Below are 17,552 nucleotides of genomic sequence, written 5' to 3' on the forward strand. Positions count from 1 at the left end.
GCTTCCTCCCCACGGTCGGTCACCCTTCCGCAGTTGCGTTTCGCTTCGCTCACTGTGGTCAGCTCGCGACGGGACTTTCACCCGCAAGAGTGCGCCCATGCTGGGCGCACAAAAAAACGCCGACCCTCAGGTCGGCGTTTTCATGTCAAGCGCTGACGATCAGGCAGCAAACGCATCCAGCGCCGCGTTGAAGGTCGCGCTCGGGCGCATGATGGCTTTCACCTTGGCTTCGTCGGCCTTGTAGTAGCCGCCGATGTCGGCCGGCTTGCCCTGCACTTCGAGCATCTCGGCGACGATCTTCGCCTCGTTCTCGGAGAGCTGCTTGGCCAGCGGCGCGAACTTGGCTGCCAGTGCGGCGTCTTCCGTTTGCGCGGCCAGCTCCTGCGCCCAGTACATCGACAGGTAGAACTGGCTGCCGCGGTTGTCGAGCTCGCCGGTCTTCGGCGATGGCGACTTGCGGTTGTCCAGCAGCTTGCCGGTGGCGGCGTCCAGGGTCTTGGCCAGCACGGTAGCCTGCTTGTTGCCGGTCTTCAGGCCCAGGTCTTCCAGCGACACGGCCAGTGCCAGGAACTCGCCCAGCGAATCCCAGCGCAGGTGGTTTTCTTCGGTCAGCTGCTGCACGTGCTTCGGTGCCGAGCCGCCGGCGCCGGTTTCGTACATGCCGCCGCCGGCCATCAGCGGGACGATCGACAGCATCTTGGCGCTGGTGCCCAGTTCCAGGATCGGGAACAGGTCGGTCAGGTAGTCGCGCAGGATGTTGCCGGTCACCGAGATGGTGTCCAGGCCGCGCTTGACGCGCTCCAGGGTGTAGCGCATGGCGCGGACTTGCGACATGATCTGGATGTCCAGGCCGGTGGTGTCGTGATCCTTCAGGTAGGTGCGCACCTTTTTGATCAGCTCATTCTCGTGCGGACGGTACGGGTCGAGCCAGAACACGGCCGGCATGCCCGAGTTGCGCGCGCGCGTCACGGCCAGCTTGACCCAGTCGCGGATCGGCGCGTCCTTCACCTGGCACATGCGCCAGATGTCGCCCGTCTCGACGTTCTGCGACAGCAGCACTTCGCCGGTCGCCAGGTCGGTGATGTTGGCCACGCCGGCTTCCGTGATCTCGAAGGTCTTGTCGTGCGAGCCGTATTCTTCGGCCTGCTGGGCCATCAGGCCCACGTTCGGCACGGTGCCCATGGTCTTCGGATCGAAGGCGCCATGCCATTTGCAGAAGTTGATGATCTCCTGGTAGATGCGGGCGAAGGTCGATTCAGGGATGACGGCCTTGACTTCCTTGAGCTTGCCGTTCGCGTCGTACATCTTGCCGCCGGCGCGGATCATCGCCGGCATCGAGGCGTCGACGATGACGTCGTTCGGCGAATGGAAGTTGGTGATGCCCTTGGTTGAGTCGACCATGGCCAGCGCCGGACGGTGTTCCTGGCAGGCGTGCAGGTCGCGCTCGATTTCTTCGCGCTGCGAGGCCGGCAGGTCGGCGATCTTGTTGTACAGGTCGGCCATGCCGTTGTTGACGTTGATGCCGAGGCTGTCGAACAGGGCGCCGTGCTTTTCGAAGGCTTCCTTGTAGAACATGCGCACGCAGTGACCGAACACGATCGGGTGCGAGACCTTCATCATGGTCGCCTTGACGTGCAGCGAGAACAGCACGCCGGTCTCTTTCGCGTCGTCGATCTGGGCCGCGTAGAATTCCAGCAGCGCCTTGCGGCTCATGAACATCGAGTCGATGATCTCGCCGTCCTGCAGCGCAACCTTCGGCTTGAGGACGATGGTCTGGCCGGACTTGGTCAGCAGTTCCATCTTGACTTCACGGGCGCCGTTGATGGTCATCGACTTTTCGCCGTGGTAGAAGTCGCCGTGGGTCATGTGCGACACGTGGGTGCGCGAGGCAGGCGACCATGGGGCCATCGAGTGCGGGTTCTTGCGTGCGTATTCCTTGACGGCGCGCGGCGCGCGGCGGTCGGAGTTACCTTCGCGCAGCACCGGGTTGACCGCGGAGCCGATGCACTTGCCGTAGCGTGCCTTGATGGCTTTTTCTTCGTCGGTCTTCGGGTTGGCCGGGTAGTCGGGCAGGTTGTAGCCCTTGGCCTGCAGTTCCTCGATGGCGGCGACCAGCTGGCCCACCGACGCCGAGATGTTCGGCAGCTTGACGATGTTCGCGCTCGGCTCGAGGGTCTTCTTGCCCAGCTCGGCCAGCGAATCCGGCACGCGTTGTTCCGGCGTCAGGTTTTCCGGGAAGGCAGCCAGGATACGGGCCGCGACCGAAATGTCGCTCTGCTCGACCGTGATGCCGGCCGGCTTGGTGAAGGTGCTGACCACTGGCAGGAAGGCGTGGGTCGCCAGCAGCGGCGCCTCGTCGGTCAGGGTGTAAATGATGGTCTGATCACTGCTCATACGCTTTTTCCTCGATGCGCGCGGGTTGGCGCGTTGTCTAAAACAGGTGGTATTGCTCAGGTCTTCTATAAGACATAAGACGGGCGTTTCACATTATGCACCAGTATTTTACTGGGCGCCACGGTTTTAGGGTATCCGCCATTGGCCGGGAGGGACGCCCGGGAGGCCTGCCCGCAGGCCCGGCGGCCCTGACGCTTTTCGTAGGGTGGGCGGCTCTGCCGCCCGCGCGTTCATCCCGAGCGTGCAAACCGGCTCGGCATTTCATACGTGATTTGAACGCGCGGGCGGGAGGACCCGCCCACCCTACGATACAACGGCAGATTCGGCTTTATCCCCTGCCCTTCCCACTTGCGGCAAGCAAAAAAACCCGCCGAACCAATGGTCGGGCGGGTCTTTCTTCTGCACAGAACTGCCTGCGCGGCCGAGGCCGCACGCACGGGGCTTAGGCCGACAGTGCTTTCAGGGCTGCAGCCAGGCGGCTCTTGTGGCGCGCTGCTTTGTTCTTGTGGATGATCTTCTTGTCAGCGATGCTGTCGATCTTCGACACGGATTGCTGGAAGATAGCGGTTGCAGCTTCTTTGTCGCCAGCCTGGATCGCCTTGCGGGCAGCCTTGATTGCGGTGCGCAGGGTCGAACGCTGTGCCGAGTTATGTGCGTTTTGCTTAACTGCTTGACGAGCGCGTTTGCGCGCTTGTGCGGTATTTGCCATGAAATTTCCTAAATCGGGGTCAAGTTGCGTTGGCAAACATTAGCGAGTGAAACCGGCGCTTTCAGTGCCTGCCCAACGATTGGTGTCTGCTAACAGAATTCAGTACAGCCCACGATTATAGCGAAGGAATCGGGTGACGGCAATTCATAAATCAATAATTGTCGTCTGCACCACACCTGTAAACCGAATAAATTGCCCGCGCGGCCCTGTGTGCCGGGACCGGCGCGGTGTTGCCCAAGTATAATCCCCGCCCATGAACCTGCTCCGTACCCTCGCCGCCATTTCCAGCATGACCATGGTGTCCCGCGTCACAGGCCTGTTGCGCGACAGCCTGTTCGCGGCCGCCTTCGGCGCCTCGAATTTCACCGACGCCTTCAACATCGCCTTCCGCCTGCCCAATTTGCTGCGGCGCCTGTTCGCCGAGGGCGCGTTTTCCCAGGCTTTCGTTCCGATACTCACCGAATACAAGACCAAGCACGGCCAGGACGCCACCAAGACCCTGGTCGACCATGTCGCCACCGTACTGATCTGGGCCACCATATTGGTCAGCATCGCCGGCATCGTGGCCGCCCCGGTACTGATCCTGTGGATCGGCGGCGGGCTGCAGCGCGAGCCGGCGGCCTTCGACGCCGCGGTCGTGATGACCCAGATGATGTTCCCCTACATCGCCTGCATGGCCTTCGTGGCCCTGTCGAGCGGCATCCTCAACACCTGGCGCCAGTTCAAGATCCCGGCGATTACCCCGGTGCTGCTGAACCTGTCGTTCATCTTTGCCGCCCTGGTGATGTCCGATTATTTCGAACAGCCAATCTATGCGATGGCCGTGGGCGTGTGCATCGGCGGGGTGCTGCAGGTGGCGGTGCAACTGCCTTCTCTGATCAAGCTCGGCATGCTGCCGCGCATTTCGCTCAATCCGCTGGTCGGCCTGCGCGACGCCGGCGTGCACCGCATGCTCGGCAAGATGGGGCCGGCCGTGTTCGCCGTCGCGGCGGCCCAGATCAGCCTGCTCATCAACACCACCATCGCGGCCGCGCTGGCCGCCGGCGCCGTCACGGCCCTGCAGTATGCCGACCGGCTGATGGAGCTGCCCACCGCGCTGCTTGGCGTGGCCCTGGGCACCATCCTGCTGCCGGGCCTGGCCAAGGCCAATACCGAGGGCGACACCCACGAATACTCGTCCCTGCTCGACTGGGGCCTGCGCCTGACCTTCCTGCTGTCGATCCCGTCGGCGGTGGGCCTGGCCACGCTGGCCACGCCGATGATCGCCACCCTCTTCCACTACGGTAAATTCGATGCGGCGGATGTCGCCGCCTCGTCGATGCCGCTGATGGCCTATAGCGCCGGCCTGCTCGGCTTCATCCTGGTGAAAACCCTGGCGCCGGCCTTCTTCGCGCGCCAGGAAGTGCGCACGCCGGTCAAGATCGCGGTGGGCGTGCTGGTGGCGACCCAGCTGATGAACCTGGTGTTCGTGCCGCTGTTCGGCGTCGCCGGCCTGGCCCTGTCGATCGGCGTCGGAGCCTGCATCAACGCGGCCTTCCTGTACGCCGGCCTGCGCCGCCGCCGGATCTACGTGCCGCAGCCGGGCTGGGGTAAATTCCTGTTCAAGCTGCTGGTCGCGGTGACGGTAATGGGCGCGGTCTCGTGGTTCGCCCAGGCGCAGTTCGACTGGATCGCGCTGCGGGCCACGCCGCTGCTGCGCGCCGGCCTGTTGGCGGCAATCATCTCGGCCGCGGCACTGGCCTATTTCGCGGTCTTGATCGCGCTGGGCTTCCGGCCGCGCGACTTCAAGCGACGGGCAAAGTAAGCGGCAAGTGCCCAGAAGCGCTCAGCGCCTGGCCTTCTGCGCGGGGATCGACACCATCGATGGCTTGCTGGGGTCGGGTACATAACTGAGCTTCATGTCCTCGCCCGTGCCCTGGTTGAATTCCATCGTCACGTTGCCGTCGCCGGAGACGAATTTGTTCTTCGACACTGCCTTGAGCCGCATCGGCTTTTCGGTATCGATGGTCGCGTCGATGTATGCCGGCCTGCCGCTCACTTCCAGTCGCCAGCCATTGGCCATGTCATAGGTTCCCGCAATCTGCTTGATTTCGTCAGGCATGAGCCGGATCGCCTTGGCAGGGGCCGTCACCGTTACGGTCGAGACCGGCGCAGTATCGGGCCTCGGGTAGGGTTGGGTCTGCGCACCGGCGCCAGCGGCAAGCACGAGCAGGGATGCGGACATCAGGAGGGATAGGGGTCGCATGATCGTTCCTTCGCAAAGCAGAAACCTTTGGACAGGCGTCACGCCGAATCAGCCTTGTGGCGGGCGTCGGATGCCGCAAAGCCGGCGTTGGCCTTGCGGTACTTCAGTCTAGGTCAGCGTCCATCCAGGACAAGGAAGGCAGGCGCGCGTATCACGAAACTGTCTCGAAATGGAAAAAGTCATATCCGCGCGAAATGAGCTCAGGCGGCCGGCACCGGCATGCCGCGTTTGCAATCAGGCCTTTGCATCCTCGAGGGACTTTCCAGATGCGATCCACGTCTTGACCCATGCCGGCTGGCGCCCCCGGCCACTCCATTGCTGGTTCGGATCGTCCGGATTGCGGTAGGTGACCTGCACTCGACCCTGCTTTGGCGTTTTAGCGACTTTGACGGCGCGGAGCTGCTTTTCAGACAGTCCGGCGTTCCGAGCGATGTGAAGAATTTGCTCACGCGCTTTGCTCACACTAAGGAAATGTCGAGTTTTTAACTCATCGATGATTTGTACGTCGAGGGCGCGAAGCTGAGCCAGGGAATATTTGGATAGGTCGTGCATTTTTTCGTAGTGTGTCCTGAGAATGAAGCTGCACCCTACCATGAACGAAGGCCCAAGGGCAGCTCGCCAGTACGGCGAATGCCTTACGCGAATGCAAATCTTCGTAGAACCATCTGATAGAGAGACAATCCCAGGACGGCAGCCGGAGCATTTGCATTACAGCTGAGGATGGTCCGCCTTTAAAGCCCTTGGCATGCTGCTGGGTGTACGCAGGAGTACGTGCCTTCTTCCGGCCAGTACCAGCCGATTTTCACCGGCTGCTTCCGACCGTCGGTTCAACATCACGAAATGTTTACCGGCGAAGCAATTCGTCTCAGGATTGGGTTATACGTGACTGCAGCTCGCCGCGGGTATCAATTCTTAACACTGGTTAAAGTGGCTGGAAGCCTCAGGTTTTGCCCGACTGCCAACGCGTGTCGAACAGATGAGTGATCTCTGAGCGTAACTGCGCCTCGGAAATGTGAAGCGCGCTTGTCGGGTTCGGGGTGTAGCAATCTAGAGCGGTAAAGGCTTGGTCCAGTACTTCGCATAGCTCTCGTTCGTCCGCATTTACGCCATTGCCGGTTTGAATCGCCTTCCATTGTGCGTCACGATCCGCGCGCCACTGGTCAAAGAACCGTTGCTCGAACTCTGCCACGCCAAGTGACCGATGGATGAAGTTCTGCATAAGATTACGGTAAAGATGCTCGTTTGAAAGATATGGCATTTGTTCCCCAATGACCGCTTGTGGCTGTGGATTCAACCGGTCCACGCCACCGCCGCCTCGTGCCTGACTTTGAGTGTGGCCGCATTTTTTTAAAGCGGCAGCAGGGCCACTAGCGCGACTGCTGGTCCGGAGGTTCCTTCGGCTCTTCCTTGTCCTGCTCCTCCTTCTTCCCATCGTCCGACTCGTCCTGCTCGGGCGGAACTTCCGTGGGCGGCTCCGGCTCCGGTTCTGGCTCGGCCTGGCGCGGCGGCGGCGCCACTTCCTGCATCGGGGCCTGGGCCGCGACTGCGGCGGCGGCCGGCGCGTCCGGCAACTCCGGTGGGCGCTCCATCGTGATCTGCGGCTGGAGCTGTGGCATTCCCGGGCGTGGCGCGGGCACGGCGCCCTGCCCCGCGGCCATGAACTTCCAGTCCGCCAGATGCGCCTTGTTCTCGAAATTGGCGAAGCGCTCGTCGAACTTCGCGAGCTTCAGGGGCTGCGCCTGCGACAGGCTATGCACCCCGAGGATGCGCCCACCCTCGCCCGCGCGCACCAGGCCCCATTCGGCCTGTCCGGTGACCGGGTCGACGAAGATCTTGCGCAGGTGGCGGCGCGGATTGGGGAAGCGCGGATCGCGCAGCAATTCCTGCAGCGTCAGCGGCTGCGGCGGCTGGCCGCGCGGGGTGGCCTCGGCATAGCTCTTGAGAGCGGTGCTGAACTGCGCGCCGATCTCCAGCAACTCGTTTTCGGCCTGGGCACGCTGCAGCAGCGCGCCGATCTTCATGGTCGCCGCGCCCACCATCCCGATGATGAAGACAAAGATGATCAGGCCGAGGTAGGTGAACCCGGCCTGATGGCGGCGCATGCTTGCCCGCACCTCACCACTCCGCGTAGGCCGTGCCCTTGCGGCCGGCGCCGGGCGCGCCGCTGCGGACATTGCCGACCGCGCCCTGCTCGCCTTCCGGAGGCGGCTCGACGATCCAGCCTTCGCGCGATTCCAGGATCGGGTCCATCGGCAGCTCGCGCAGGTATTTTTTCTCGACCAGCTGCTCGAGCGACTCCGGATAGCGCCCGGTATCGGCATGGAACTGGTCGATGATGGCGCGTGTGTTGCGCAGGTTCTCGAGCAGGATGGTTTCCTTGGTACTGTCGATGCTCGGGAAGAAGCGCGGCACGGCGAGCGTCAGCAACAGGGCCACGATGCCCAGCACCACCAGCAGCTCGATCAGGGTAAAGGCGCGCAGGCGCCGCGGGAGGAAGCGCATCGTGCTCACCACTTTTTGTAGGGGATACCGTTCAGGCCAAGCTTTTCGGAGCTCGAGTACACGTCGTAGACGTCGTCGCCCTCTTTCGGCTCGTCCGGTTCGCTGGCGTAGCTGCGCTTGCCCCAGGTGGCGGCGTCCGCCAGTTCCGGATCGGGATTGAAGGGGTCGCGCGGCAGGCGCCGCATGAAGTAGATCCTGGCCTGCCTGGGGCTGCGCAGGTCGCGCACGCCCTCGGCCAGCAGTTCCAGGCGCGGCGGATAGCCGGAGCTGCCTGCAGTCTTGGCCACCCGGCCTTCATCGCTGGCCTTCTTGTAGGCGTCGATCCCGGCGCGGATCTCGCGCAAGGCGCGGCGCAGCTCCACCTCGTCGCGGCGCTGGGCCGTGACCTGGGCCACCGGCAACACCAGCGTTCCCAGCAGGGCCAGGATCGCCAGCGTCACCAACAGCTCGATGAGCGTGAAGCCGCGCGTTCTCATTGCATCATTGCTGGGTGGCTGGCGTGGCCGGCGGAGGCGGCGGGACCGGAATGACCTGGATGGTCACGGGCGGCGCGGCCGGCTGCGTCGTGCCTGGCGCGGGCGCGGGCACGGCGCCGGGCGGCGCCGATGGCGGCGAGCCGACCTGCGGCGTCACCGGCAATTCGGACGGCGGCACCGAGACCGGCGCGGCCGGCGCGCCAGGCGTGGCCGCAGCACCAGCCGGAGGCTGCACCGTGCCCGCGGCGCGCGCCGCGGCGGCGGCAGCGGCGGCGCCGGCCACGCCCGGCAGCTGCACCGGTGCGCGCACTGTGCTGTCGGGACGGCGGCGGAAGCTCGCCTCGGTGCCGGCGCCGAATTCCGATGCCGACGCGGGCGGGCGCTGCACGGTGCGCACCAGGCGCGGCGTGATCGACAGCACGATCTCGGTGCGGTCGTTCTGGTCGCGGGTGCTGCCGAACAGGCGGCCGACGATCGGCAGGTCGCCGATACCCGGCACCTTGCTGCCGCTGGAGCGGTCTTCATTGCTGATCAGGCCGGCCAGCACCTGGTTCTCGCCATCCTTCAATTGCAGCAGCGTGGTCGCCGAACGCGTGCCGATGCGGTAAGCCACGGTGCCCGAACGGGTCGTCACCGATTCGCCCAGGGTGCTCACTTCCAGCGAGATGCGGATCGCCACTTCGTTGTTCAGGTAGATGGTCGGCTCGACGTTCAGGGTCAGGCCCACGTCCACGTAATTCACCGATTCCGACGCGAAGCCGCCCACGCCCGAGGAGATCGTGGTCGAGATGTTCGGGATCTTGTCGCCGATGACGACCTTGGCCTTTTCCTTGTTGCGCACGCGGATGCGCGGATTGGCCAGGGTGTTGGAGTCGCCGTCGGTCTTGTTGGCGTTGACGGTCGCGCTCAATTCGCTGATCACGCCGATGTTGCCGCGGTTCAGGCCGCGCAGGTCGTCGATGGTCAGCGGCGCGCCATCCAGCCCCGCCAGCGGGGCAAAGGACAGCGAACCGGGCCAGGCGATGCCGAGGTCGGTGATGCGGCTGCGCTTGATCTCGAGCACCTCGACGTCGAGCATGACTTCCGGCTCGGGCACGTCCTGCAGGGCCACCAATTGGGTCGCCACGCGCACCGCTTCCGGGCTGTCGCGCAGGATCACGAGGTTGAGCTTTTCGTCCACCACCACGTCGCGCGACTTCAGGATGGTCTTGAAGGTGTTGGCGATGTTCTTGGCGTCGGCATTGGCCAGGAAGAAGGTCTTGACCGTCATCTCCTGGTATTCCTTGAGCTTGGCCGCGATGTTCGGGTAGATCAGGATGGTGTTGCCGTCCATGACCTGGCGCTCGAGCTGGTTGGTCATCAACAGGTAGTACACGGCCGCCTCCACCGTGCTGTTTTTCAGGAAGATCGAGGTGCGCGTATCGGCCTTGACGTCCTTGTCGAAGACGAAGTTCAGCCCCGAGTGGCGCGAGATGATCTCGAACACCTGCTTGAGCGGGGCGTCGCGGAATTCCAGGCTGATCGGTTTGCGGAAGCTCGCGGCCAGCGCGGCTTCGCCTGCGGGCGCGGCTTCGGCCTTGGCGTTGACCTCGAGCAGCAGCTGGCGCGCCGGCTCGTGGCCCGGGCGTTCGGTCAGCACGGCGGCGAGCTTCTGGCGCGCGGTATCGAGCTCGTTCTTCTCGAAGGCGATACGGGCCGCTTCCATCATGCCGTTGTGGCGGCGGTCGGCCTCGATCGCGCGCAGGCCGGCGCGGGCGCGCTCGTTGGCCGGATCGAAGGCCAGCACGCGGCGGTAATCCTGCAGCGCCAGTTCGGCCTGGCCAGCCCCCAGGGCGGCCTCGGCCTGGCCCAGCAAACGCCCGGCGGCGCTGTCGCGCGCGCGCAGGTACGCCGTCTTGTACTGGGCGTTGTTCGGGTCGGCGTCCACCGCCTCCTGGTATTTCACGAGGCCGGCCGCGACCTGGTCCTTCGCGACCAGGGCATTGCCTTCCTGGTAGGCGCGCTGCCCCGCACAGCCGGCCAGCAGCACGAAACTCATGCAGGCTGCCAGCGCGGTATTCCGGATACGAACCATCAGTCGAATACTCCAATATTAAGCTGCTGAACCTGGTTCAGCGGCAGGTAGGTCAGGGTCAGCACCGGCGGCTTGATGGCGTCGACGCGGTAGGTGCCGTCGATGACCATGTTTTCGCGCACCAGGTGGGTACGGTCGCCGCGCGCCAGGTAGATTTCCCAGGCGCCGTCCTGCAGCGACTTGCCGATATAAGTAAAAGGCAGCGGCGGCGCGACCGGGGCCGGCGGCGGTGGCGCCGGTTCGGGCGGTGGCGGAGGCGGCGGCGGCGGGGTCCAGTCCTGGGGACCGAAGACCGCGCCCTTGTCGGCGCCGTCGGCGGCGCCGAAGCGGTCCTCGTCGCCGCCGATCAGGGTCTCGCGCGGCACCAGGCGCAGGATCGCCGGCGCACCGGTCTTCGCTGCAGGAACGGCGTCAATGCCCGCCGGCGCGGTTACGGCCACCGTGGCCGGGACACGCTCGACCGGTTCGGCCACCGCGTCCTCCGGCGTGCGGTCGCCGAACACGACCAGGCCGGCGGCCAGCACCAGCGCCGCGCCCATGGCAAGGTGGCGCGGCTTCATCGCGGCACTCCCGGTGCGGCCGACAAATACAGCGTCATGCGCAGCCGCGCTTCCACCTTGTCGATGCCGATCGCGTCGCGCCGGAAGCTTACGTCGTCGAGCGAGGCATGCGGCACCGCGCGCAGCGCGTCGAAAGCGAACTGCCAGATCGCCGCATAGTTGCCGGTCACCGGCAGATTGATCTGGTAGGTGTACAGCCTGGCGGTGCGGTCATGGCTGCTGCGGTATTCGCCCTGGCGCAGCAGCAGGCCATTCTTTTGGGCCAGCGCGAACAATACCTTGAGCTGGCGCTCGACCTGGGCGCGCTCGCCCAGCGCGCCGTAGAAATGCGCGAGGTTCTGGTCGGCGCTCGGGGGCGGTGCCGGCGCCGGAGGCGGCGCAGGCACCGCCGCCTGCAGGCGCGCCGCCGCGTATTCGCGCGCCACCTCGGCGCGCGCCATGGCGGTCCACATCATGGCGCCGGCCACCGCCAGCAGCAGCACGACGCCAGCTGCGACGAGCGGGTTGAGGCGGCGCAGCGCCAGCTGCAGGCGCAGCCACAGCGTCGGCAAGGCGGCGGTGTTCATGGCGTCCCCCATTGCGCAGCGACCTGGAAGCGCAGCGGCCGGTTCGGGTCCTGCTCCGCGATCTCATGGCGCGTCAACACGACCGAGCCGAACCAGCTTTGTTCCTGCATCCTGGCCACGTAGGCCAGCATGTCGTCGCTGTTGCGGGTCTCGGCGGTGATGCGCAGGGTGCGGCGCTTGGCATCCGGTTCCAGCGCCAGCAAGGCCACGTTGGACGGCGTGGCCGCGCGCACGGCTTCGTACAGGTCGCGCCACGGCACATTGAGCTGCATGACGGCGTCGTTGACCGCCTGCACCTGGGCTTCCGGCAGCGCCAGCTTCGGCTGCACCGCAAGCGCCGGGCGCGCGGCCTGGCTGCGCGCCGCCAGCGCCACATGCAGGGCGTCGAGCTGCTCGCGCTCTTCCCGGTAAGCCTTGAACTGCATCGCCGCGCTGAAGCACAGGGAGGCAATGGCGGCCAGCAGCGCGGCGCTGCTGGCCGGGGTGCGGAACAGGGTGCGCCGCAGCGAGCGCGGCGCGAAATCGATATGGACAGGCTTCATGCGGGGATTCCTGTGCGCGCCAGGCGCACGTGCAGCGGCCAGTCGCCGCTGCTGTCGTCTTCCAGCAGGGTGCAGGCAAATTTCAGACGGCCGGCCGAACTGGCCCAGCCGGCGGGCACCGCCCCGCACAGCTGCAGGCGTTCGGGGCGCTCCGCGCCCACCCGCAGCGCTTCCCGCGCCACGTGGGCTTCCAGCCAGTCGCGGTCGGCCCCGTCCGGAATGAGTGCGGTGCGTACGGCGGCCAGCGCCATGCCCTCGTAGGCCGCGAGCGAGAGCACGCCGCCGTGCACCAGCCCGAACCAGGCGCCAGGCCGGCGCAGGCGGCGCCACGCGTTCATCGCGGCCACCAACTGGGGCACCACCTCGACCAGGGCAAACCGGTGTTCGCGCGCCAGGCCTTCCAGCAGCTCCATCAAGCCGGCGGGAACCGCGGCGGCCAGGAACGGACGGGTGGCGTGCCAGTCGGCGCTGATGCGCCACTCGTGCGCAGGCACGCCGAACAGGCCCTGGAAGCGGAAGGCGGCGGCAGCCTGCAGGTCGCCCAGACGCGAGGCGCCGGACGGGGGCGGCACCTGCCACAGGTGCACCAGCTCGTCGGCCAGCACCACGCTTATTGGCCCACCTTTGGCCAAGCCGCGCGGGGCCTCTTCGCCCAGCAGCGCACGCAGGCCGTTGGCCAGCGCGTCCGGCGCGCCGGCTTCGACCGGCTGCACCGCCAGCACCTCGGCCGAGCGGGTCATCAGGCCGCTGATGCGCAGCAGCGCCAGGCCGTCGGCGGCGATGCCCAGGCGCAGGGATTGTCCGAAACGCCTAGGCATGCAGGGTCACCCGTTTGATTTCGTCGATGGTGGTCGCGCCGCGCTTGACCAGGTCGAGGGCGGCCAGGCGCAGGCTGCGGGTGCCGTTGGCGTGGGCCGCGGCCTTGATGCGGCGGATCGGCTGCTTGTCCACGATCAGTTCGCGGATCTCGTCGTTGAGCGTGAGGATCTCGGCAATCGAACGGCGTCCGCGGTAGCCGGTGCCGCGGCAGTCGCCGCAGCCCTTGCCGCGCATGAAGACATAGTCGAACACTTCGGCGCGCTCCAGGTGCACCGACGCCAGCTCCAGCGCATCGGGTTCGTACTGCACCGCGCAGTGCGGACAGTTCATGCGGATCAGGCGCTGGGCCCAGATGCCGTTCAGCGCAGACACGAAGGCATACGGGTCGATGCCCATGTGGGTGAAGCGGCCGAACACGTCGAACACGTTGTTGGCGTGGACGGTCGTGAGCACCAGGTGGCCGGTCAACGCCGACTGCACCGCGATCTCGGCGGTCTCGCGGTCGCGGATCTCGCCGACCATGATTTTATCGGGGTCGTGGCGCAGGATCGAGCGCAGGCCCTTGGCGAAGGTGAGGCCCTTCTTCTCATTCACCGGGATCTGCAGGATGCCAGGCAGCTGGTATTCCACCGGGTCTTCGATGGTGATGATCTTCTCGCGCCCGTTGTGGATCTCGGTCAGGGCCGCGTACAGCGTGGTGGTCTTGCCCGAACCGGTCGGTCCGGTTACCAGGAGCATGCCGTAGGCTTCCTGCGCAAGCGTGCGCAGGGTCGCCAGCGAAGGCGCGTCGAAGCCCAGCGCCTCCAGGGTGAGCGAGCCATAGGATTCGATCATGGCGCGCTTGTCGAGGATACGGATGACCGCGTCCTCGCCATGGATGCTCGGCATGATCGACACGCGCAGGTCGATGTCGCGCCCGCCGGATTCGACCCGGAAACTGCCGTCTTGCGGGATGCGGCGCTCGGCGATGTCGAGTTCGGCCAGCACCTTGATGCGCGAGATGATGTGCTCGGCCAGTTCGATGCCGCCCACCGTGGCCGCATGATCGAGCACGCCGTCGACCCGGTATTTCACCGACAGGCCGCCGGCGGTGCTTTCCAGGTGGATGTCCGAGGCGCCGGCCTTGAGCGCGTCGTACAGGGTCGAGTTGACCACCTTGACCGCCGGGCTGCCCGCTTCCGAGACCGAGGCAAAGGACAGCACCTGGTTGGCCTTGCCGTCGCGGCGCGTCTCGCCGGCGCCGCCGACCAGGTTGTCCACGGCGCGCGCGGATTCTTCCTGCTTCGACAAATAGGCCTGGATATCGGATTGCAGCGCCAGGCACAGGTCGAGCGGGTTTCTCGCGGTGGCGCGCGCCTGCGCGCCCAGCCAGGTCTGCAGATCGAGGTCGAAGGGATCGGCCAGCACGCCCGTCAGGCGGCCATCGAGGCCGCGCAGCAGCACGCAGTGGCGCGACATGGCCGAGGCCAGCGGCAGCAGGTCGAAGGCGGGCGATTGCGCCAGCATGCTTGCTGTTTCCATCACCGCCAGCCCGAAGGGCGCGGCCAGGTCGCGCACGATTTTCCGCGGCTCCTGGCCGGTCAGGCCTTCGAGTTCGGCCACCAGGCCGCGGGTGGAGACCTTGGCCAGTGCGCGGGCGCGCGCCAGCAGGGTTGCATCCAGAACGGGGCTCAAGACATGTCTCCGGCAAGGTCGAAAATCGGCATGTATAGAAGGACCACGATGGCGCCGACCACGAGGCCGATGGCCGCCATCAGCAGCGGCTCGAAGGTGCGGGTGAAGCGGTCGATCCAGCGCGTGATCTCGCCGTCGTAGAAGGCGGCCGACTGGGTCAGCATCGGCCCCATGTCGCCGGTGCGCTCGCCCACGCGCAGCATGCGCAGCGAGATCGGCGTGGTCAGGCCGTTGGCCTCGAAAGCATTCGACAGCGGCTGGCCCGATTCGATTGCCGCGCGGGCATTGGCCAGGCCACGGCGCACGACGCCGGAGACCATCGGCTGCACGGTCTCGATGGCGTTGACGATGGTGATGCCGCCTTCGGTGAGCATGCCCAGGGTCAGGTACAGGCGCGAGAGTTCATAGATGCGGGCGCGCTCGCCGATGCCGGGAATGCGCGCCAGCAGGCGGGCCACGCCGCCGCTGCGCAAGGCGTGCCGCACCCCGGCCACCAGGCTGCCGACCAGCACCAGCGCCGTGACGCCGATGGCGCTGCCATGGCTGGACGCGAACTGGCCCCAGTCGAGCAGCAACTGCGACATCCAGGGCAGCGAGCGCCCTGCCCCCTGGTAGACCTCGGCGAATTTCGGCACCACGTAGCCGATCAGGAAGCCGCTCACGCCGCCCCCGACGATCAGGAGGATGACCGGATAGATCGAGGCGCTGACGATCTTGCTGCGCACGATGTCGATGCGCTGCTGGTAGTCGATATAGCGGGTCAGCGCGCGCGGCAAGTCGCTGGTGCCCTCGGCGGCGCGCACGATGCCGACATATAAAGGGGGGAACAGGTCCGGCTGGGCTGCCAGTACGGCGGAGAAGCGCTTGCCTTCGCGCAGGCCGCCGAGCAGGCGCTCGAGCACGCTGCGCGCGCCCGGACTGGCTTCTTTTTCCAGCAGCGCTTCCAGGCTCTCGACGATGCCCAGGCCCGCATTGAGCAGCGCCAGCAGTTCCTGGCTGAACAGGACGATGGAGAGCTTGCCGGCGCGCTGGCGCGCCAGGCGGGCGCCGCCGCGGGCCGGCTCGATGGCGCTGACGAACAGGCCGCGCGCCTCGACCTGGCGGCGTGCCTCGAGCGCATCGGCGGCGTCGACGACGATGTTGGCGATCGACATGTCGGGCGCAAGGGTACGGACGGCAAACTGCATGGAGGCGTGCCCGGCTCAGTACTGGGAAAGAATGGCGCGAAAGCGGATGGCGCTTACTGCGACGAGATGTCGGCGTTGTCGCCGGTCCCGCCGGGCTGGCCGTCCTTGCCCAGCGAGAGGATCTCGTATTCGGCCTTGCTGCCCGGCGAGCGGTACTGGTAGACGCGGCCCCACGGATCTTGCGGCACGCCTTTTTTCAGGTAGGGGCCGTTCCACTTGGCGCCGGCGCTCGGCGGCGCGGTCATGAGCGCGCCCAGGCCTTCTTCGGCGCTCGGATAGCGGCCGACGTCGAGGCGATAGGTGTCGAGCGATTTGTCGAAGGCCTCGATCTGGGCCTTGGCGACGGTCACTTCGGATTTGCCGAGCTGGGAGAAATACTTCGGGCCGACATAGGCGGCGAGCAGGCCGATGATCACGATCACCACCAGCAGTTCGAGCAGCGTGAAGCCGCGGACGCGCTGGGTCTGATTTTGTTTCATTACTGCATACATCCGACGGACTCCTCTGTTGCTCGACCAATAAGACTTTTGTAGTGCGCCTGTCGCCCCTGCCTGCGGGACGGGCGGCAGGCGGGGACGCCCTGCGCCGAGCAGGCTACCACGCCGGGAATAGTTGAGACAACTTTTCTTTCAGCCTTGAAGCATGCCCTGAATTGCCCATGAGAAACAGCGTGAGGGAGAGAGCCGGGCTTGCCATAAATTCCACCGATTCGCCACCCGACATCTCACGCTTGTCGCATATTTCTGACAAAAAAACCTGATTACTTGAAACTGCACTTTGTTAGGAGAAACAGAATTTTCTGCGGTACATTTGCCCAGCCAAAAAATTTCCTACGTTAAAATTTTTTACATGATCATTATTTCCTTTGCTATATTCGGTTGCAACCCGTAACGGAAAATGCGGGGTGGAAAAACATTGCCGGGGACCGGCACAGCAATCGGCACTACCAAACATACCAACCAATAAAGGTAACCAGACTGATGAAACGCGAAAACCAAACTACCGCGCGCACCAACGCCGTGCCCGCCGTCCTGAAAAACCTGCTGTGCGCATCGGTCGTCGCCGCCCTGGGCGCCTTCGCTCCTGCTCAGGCAACCGTCCTCACGTTTGAAAACGTCGAGAACGTCGTCACCTCGGCGCTGGGCGAGTTCGATACCGCCTACAACACCGGCGACCAGTTCATGGACCAGCATTTCCTGCTGCAGGTCCAGAACAGCCCGACGGCCGACGCAAGCGATTACGGCCTGGTCGGCGCGCAGATCCAGTCTGCCAACCCTTACTCGTGCACGGTCACGGCTTGCCCGACCGGCGGCGACGGCATGTACTACGCCGGCCTGAACGACGGCTCGCTGAAGATCACCAGCACCCTGGCCAACAGCTGGTTCCAGCTGCAAGGCCTGTCGTTCGCCTTCGTCGGCCCGGTCCCCGGCCTGGTAAACGCCAGCTACGGCCGCCTGCTCCTGCGCGGCACCACCGCCGCCGGCGCAACGATCTCCACCGCCGCCGAGTTCCCGGGCCAGGACGCGGGCGGCAACTTCGTGTTCGGCGATTTCTCGGTCGGTAGCGCCTTCAACTCGGCCGTCCTGACCAGCCTGACCATCAGCTCCTGCCTGTTCGACGAAGCCGGCGCGTGCCAGCAGGCGCGCGACTTCACCCGGAACCAGGCCCAGTTCGGCGTGGACAACATCACCCTGTCCGAAGTGCCGGAGCCGGCAACCATCGGCCTGATGCTGATGGGCGTGGCCGGCCTGAGCGCCGCCCGCCGCCGCAAGAGCGCCAAGTAAGCGCTTGCCGACCCTCATAG

18 protein-coding genes are annotated in these 17,552 nt (G+C 65.6%); 2 read left to right on the forward strand and 16 right to left on the reverse strand.

What is annotated here, in order from left to right; genetic code table 11:
• Positions 1-159 precede the first annotated feature (159 nt).
• Positions 160-2,394 carry an NADP-dependent isocitrate dehydrogenase gene (locus AC56LR_RS15185; RefSeq protein WP_497131594.1) on the reverse strand — a complete coding sequence of 745 codons (2,235 nt, stop codon included), beginning with the start codon at positions 2,392-2,394 and terminating at the stop codon, positions 160-162.
• Between the two features lie 442 nt (positions 2,395-2,836).
• Entirely contained in the window at positions 2,837-3,103 is a 267-nt protein-coding gene (gene rpsT / locus AC56LR_RS15190; protein ID WP_497131596.1) for a 30S ribosomal protein S20, read from the reverse strand.
• 253 nt (positions 3,104-3,356) lie between these two features.
• On the opposite strand from rpsT, the gene murJ reads away from it, so the two are divergent.
• A complete protein-coding gene (gene murJ / locus AC56LR_RS15195; protein ID WP_497131598.1) occupies positions 3,357-4,907 on the forward strand; it encodes a murein biosynthesis integral membrane protein MurJ in 1,551 nt (516 codons plus the stop codon).
• Between the two features lie 21 nt (positions 4,908-4,928).
• On the opposite strand, the gene AC56LR_RS15200 is transcribed toward murJ, so the two are convergent.
• The 14 genes from AC56LR_RS15200 to gspG form a co-directional block, all read right to left on the reverse strand.
• Positions 4,929-5,348, reverse strand: coding sequence for a hypothetical protein (locus AC56LR_RS15200; RefSeq protein WP_497131600.1), 420 nt, complete (start codon positions 5,346-5,348; stop codon positions 4,929-4,931).
• A 234-nt stretch (positions 5,349-5,582) separates the two neighbouring features.
• Positions 5,583-5,900 (reverse strand): H-NS histone family protein, encoded by a 318-nt coding sequence (locus tag AC56LR_RS15205; RefSeq protein ID WP_497131601.1) that lies wholly within the window; start codon positions 5,898-5,900, stop codon positions 5,583-5,585.
• 388 nt (positions 5,901-6,288) lie between these two features.
• Complete coding sequence (locus AC56LR_RS15210; protein ID WP_497131603.1) at positions 6,289-6,651, reverse strand: colicin immunity domain-containing protein; 363 nt, start codon at positions 6,649-6,651, stop codon at positions 6,289-6,291.
• A gap of 64 nt (positions 6,652-6,715) precedes the next feature.
• On the reverse strand, positions 6,716-7,450 hold the full coding sequence (locus AC56LR_RS15215; RefSeq protein ID WP_497131604.1) for a type II secretion system protein: 735 nt from the start codon (positions 7,448-7,450) through the stop codon (positions 6,716-6,718).
• 13 nt (positions 7,451-7,463) lie between these two features.
• Positions 7,464-7,850, reverse strand: a complete 387-nt coding sequence (locus AC56LR_RS15220) for a type II secretion system protein (RefSeq protein WP_497131605.1) — start codon at positions 7,848-7,850, stop codon at positions 7,464-7,466.
• A 5-nt stretch (positions 7,851-7,855) separates the two neighbouring features.
• Positions 7,856-8,326 (reverse strand): type II secretion system protein, encoded by a 471-nt coding sequence (locus AC56LR_RS15225; RefSeq protein WP_497131606.1) that lies wholly within the window; start codon positions 8,324-8,326, stop codon positions 7,856-7,858.
• A gap of 4 nt (positions 8,327-8,330) precedes the next feature.
• Positions 8,331-10,400, reverse strand: coding sequence for a secretin GspD/PilQ domain-containing protein (locus AC56LR_RS15230; protein ID WP_497131607.1), 2,070 nt, complete (start codon positions 10,398-10,400; stop codon positions 8,331-8,333).
• Positions 10,400-10,960, reverse strand: a complete 561-nt coding sequence (locus AC56LR_RS15235) for a hypothetical protein (RefSeq protein ID WP_497131609.1) — start codon at positions 10,958-10,960, stop codon at positions 10,400-10,402. Before AC56LR_RS15235 ends, AC56LR_RS15230 begins: the two co-directional genes overlap by 1 nt.
• The gene (locus AC56LR_RS15240) at positions 10,957-11,526 is read right to left on the reverse strand and encodes a hypothetical protein (protein ID WP_497131610.1); all 570 of its coding nucleotides are present in this window, start codon (positions 11,524-11,526) and stop codon (positions 10,957-10,959) included. Before AC56LR_RS15240 ends, AC56LR_RS15235 begins: the two co-directional genes overlap by 4 nt.
• Positions 11,523-12,068, reverse strand: coding sequence for a PilN domain-containing protein (locus AC56LR_RS15245; protein ID WP_497131611.1), 546 nt, complete (start codon positions 12,066-12,068; stop codon positions 11,523-11,525). The genes AC56LR_RS15240 and AC56LR_RS15245 overlap by 4 nt, the downstream gene beginning before the upstream one ends.
• Positions 12,065-12,886, reverse strand: coding sequence for a hypothetical protein (locus AC56LR_RS15250; protein ID WP_497131613.1), 822 nt, complete (start codon positions 12,884-12,886; stop codon positions 12,065-12,067). The genes AC56LR_RS15245 and AC56LR_RS15250 overlap by 4 nt, the downstream gene beginning before the upstream one ends.
• The gene (locus tag AC56LR_RS15255; RefSeq protein WP_497131615.1) at positions 12,879-14,561 is read right to left on the reverse strand and encodes a GspE/PulE family protein; all 1,683 of its coding nucleotides are present in this window, start codon (positions 14,559-14,561) and stop codon (positions 12,879-12,881) included. The genes AC56LR_RS15250 and AC56LR_RS15255 overlap by 8 nt, the downstream gene beginning before the upstream one ends.
• On the reverse strand, positions 14,558-15,748 hold the full coding sequence (locus tag AC56LR_RS15260; protein WP_497131617.1) for a type II secretion system F family protein: 1,191 nt from the start codon (positions 15,746-15,748) through the stop codon (positions 14,558-14,560). Before AC56LR_RS15260 ends, AC56LR_RS15255 begins: the two co-directional genes overlap by 4 nt.
• A gap of 53 nt (positions 15,749-15,801) precedes the next feature.
• A complete protein-coding gene (gene gspG, locus AC56LR_RS15265) occupies positions 15,802-16,227 on the reverse strand; it encodes a type II secretion system major pseudopilin GspG (protein ID WP_497131619.1) in 426 nt (141 codons plus the stop codon).
• A 501-nt stretch (positions 16,228-16,728) separates the two neighbouring features.
• Between gspG and AC56LR_RS15270 the strand changes: the two genes are divergently transcribed.
• Positions 16,729-17,532, forward strand: coding sequence for an NF038120 family PEP-CTERM protein (locus AC56LR_RS15270; protein WP_497131621.1), 804 nt, complete (start codon positions 16,729-16,731; stop codon positions 17,530-17,532).
• Positions 17,533-17,552 lie beyond the last annotated feature (20 nt).

Source organism: Telluria sp. ZT3P39, from assembly GCF_059685935.1.

What these genes read in the sequence shown, in the direction of transcription:
- AC56LR_RS15185 (WP_497131594.1), bottom strand. Translation starts at nt 2,394, where the DNA reads ATGAGCAGTGATCAGACCATCATTTACACCCTGACCGACGAGGCGCCG.
- rpsT (WP_497131596.1), bottom strand. Translation starts at nt 3,103, where the DNA reads ATGGCAAATACCGCACAAGCGCGCAAACGCGCTCGTCAAGCAGTTAAG.
- murJ (WP_497131598.1), top strand. Translation starts at nt 3,357, where the DNA reads ATGAACCTGCTCCGTACCCTCGCCGCCATTTCCAGCATGACCATGGTG.
- AC56LR_RS15200 (WP_497131600.1), bottom strand. Translation starts at nt 5,348, where the DNA reads ATGCGACCCCTATCCCTCCTGATGTCCGCATCCCTGCTCGTGCTTGCC.
- AC56LR_RS15205 (WP_497131601.1), bottom strand. Translation starts at nt 5,900, where the DNA reads ATGCACGACCTATCCAAATATTCCCTGGCTCAGCTTCGCGCCCTCGAC.
- AC56LR_RS15215 (WP_497131604.1), bottom strand. Translation starts at nt 7,450, where the DNA reads ATGCGCCGCCATCAGGCCGGGTTCACCTACCTCGGCCTGATCATCTTT.
- AC56LR_RS15220 (WP_497131605.1), bottom strand. Translation starts at nt 7,850, where the DNA reads ATGCGCTTCCTCCCGCGGCGCCTGCGCGCCTTTACCCTGATCGAGCTG.
- AC56LR_RS15225 (WP_497131606.1), bottom strand. Translation starts at nt 8,326, where the DNA reads ATGAGAACGCGCGGCTTCACGCTCATCGAGCTGTTGGTGACGCTGGCG.
- AC56LR_RS15230 (WP_497131607.1), bottom strand. Translation starts at nt 10,400, where the DNA reads ATGGTTCGTATCCGGAATACCGCGCTGGCAGCCTGCATGAGTTTCGTG.
- AC56LR_RS15235 (WP_497131609.1), bottom strand. Translation starts at nt 10,960, where the DNA reads ATGAAGCCGCGCCACCTTGCCATGGGCGCGGCGCTGGTGCTGGCCGCC.
- AC56LR_RS15240 (WP_497131610.1), bottom strand. Translation starts at nt 11,526, where the DNA reads ATGAACACCGCCGCCTTGCCGACGCTGTGGCTGCGCCTGCAGCTGGCG.
- AC56LR_RS15245 (WP_497131611.1), bottom strand. Translation starts at nt 12,068, where the DNA reads ATGAAGCCTGTCCATATCGATTTCGCGCCGCGCTCGCTGCGGCGCACC.
- AC56LR_RS15250 (WP_497131613.1), bottom strand. Translation starts at nt 12,886, where the DNA reads ATGCCTAGGCGTTTCGGACAATCCCTGCGCCTGGGCATCGCCGCCGAC.
- AC56LR_RS15260 (WP_497131617.1), bottom strand. Translation starts at nt 15,748, where the DNA reads ATGCAGTTTGCCGTCCGTACCCTTGCGCCCGACATGTCGATCGCCAAC.
- gspG (WP_497131619.1), bottom strand. Translation starts at nt 16,227, where the DNA reads ATGAAACAAAATCAGACCCAGCGCGTCCGCGGCTTCACGCTGCTCGAA.
- AC56LR_RS15270 (WP_497131621.1), top strand. Translation starts at nt 16,729, where the DNA reads ATGAAACGCGAAAACCAAACTACCGCGCGCACCAACGCCGTGCCCGCC.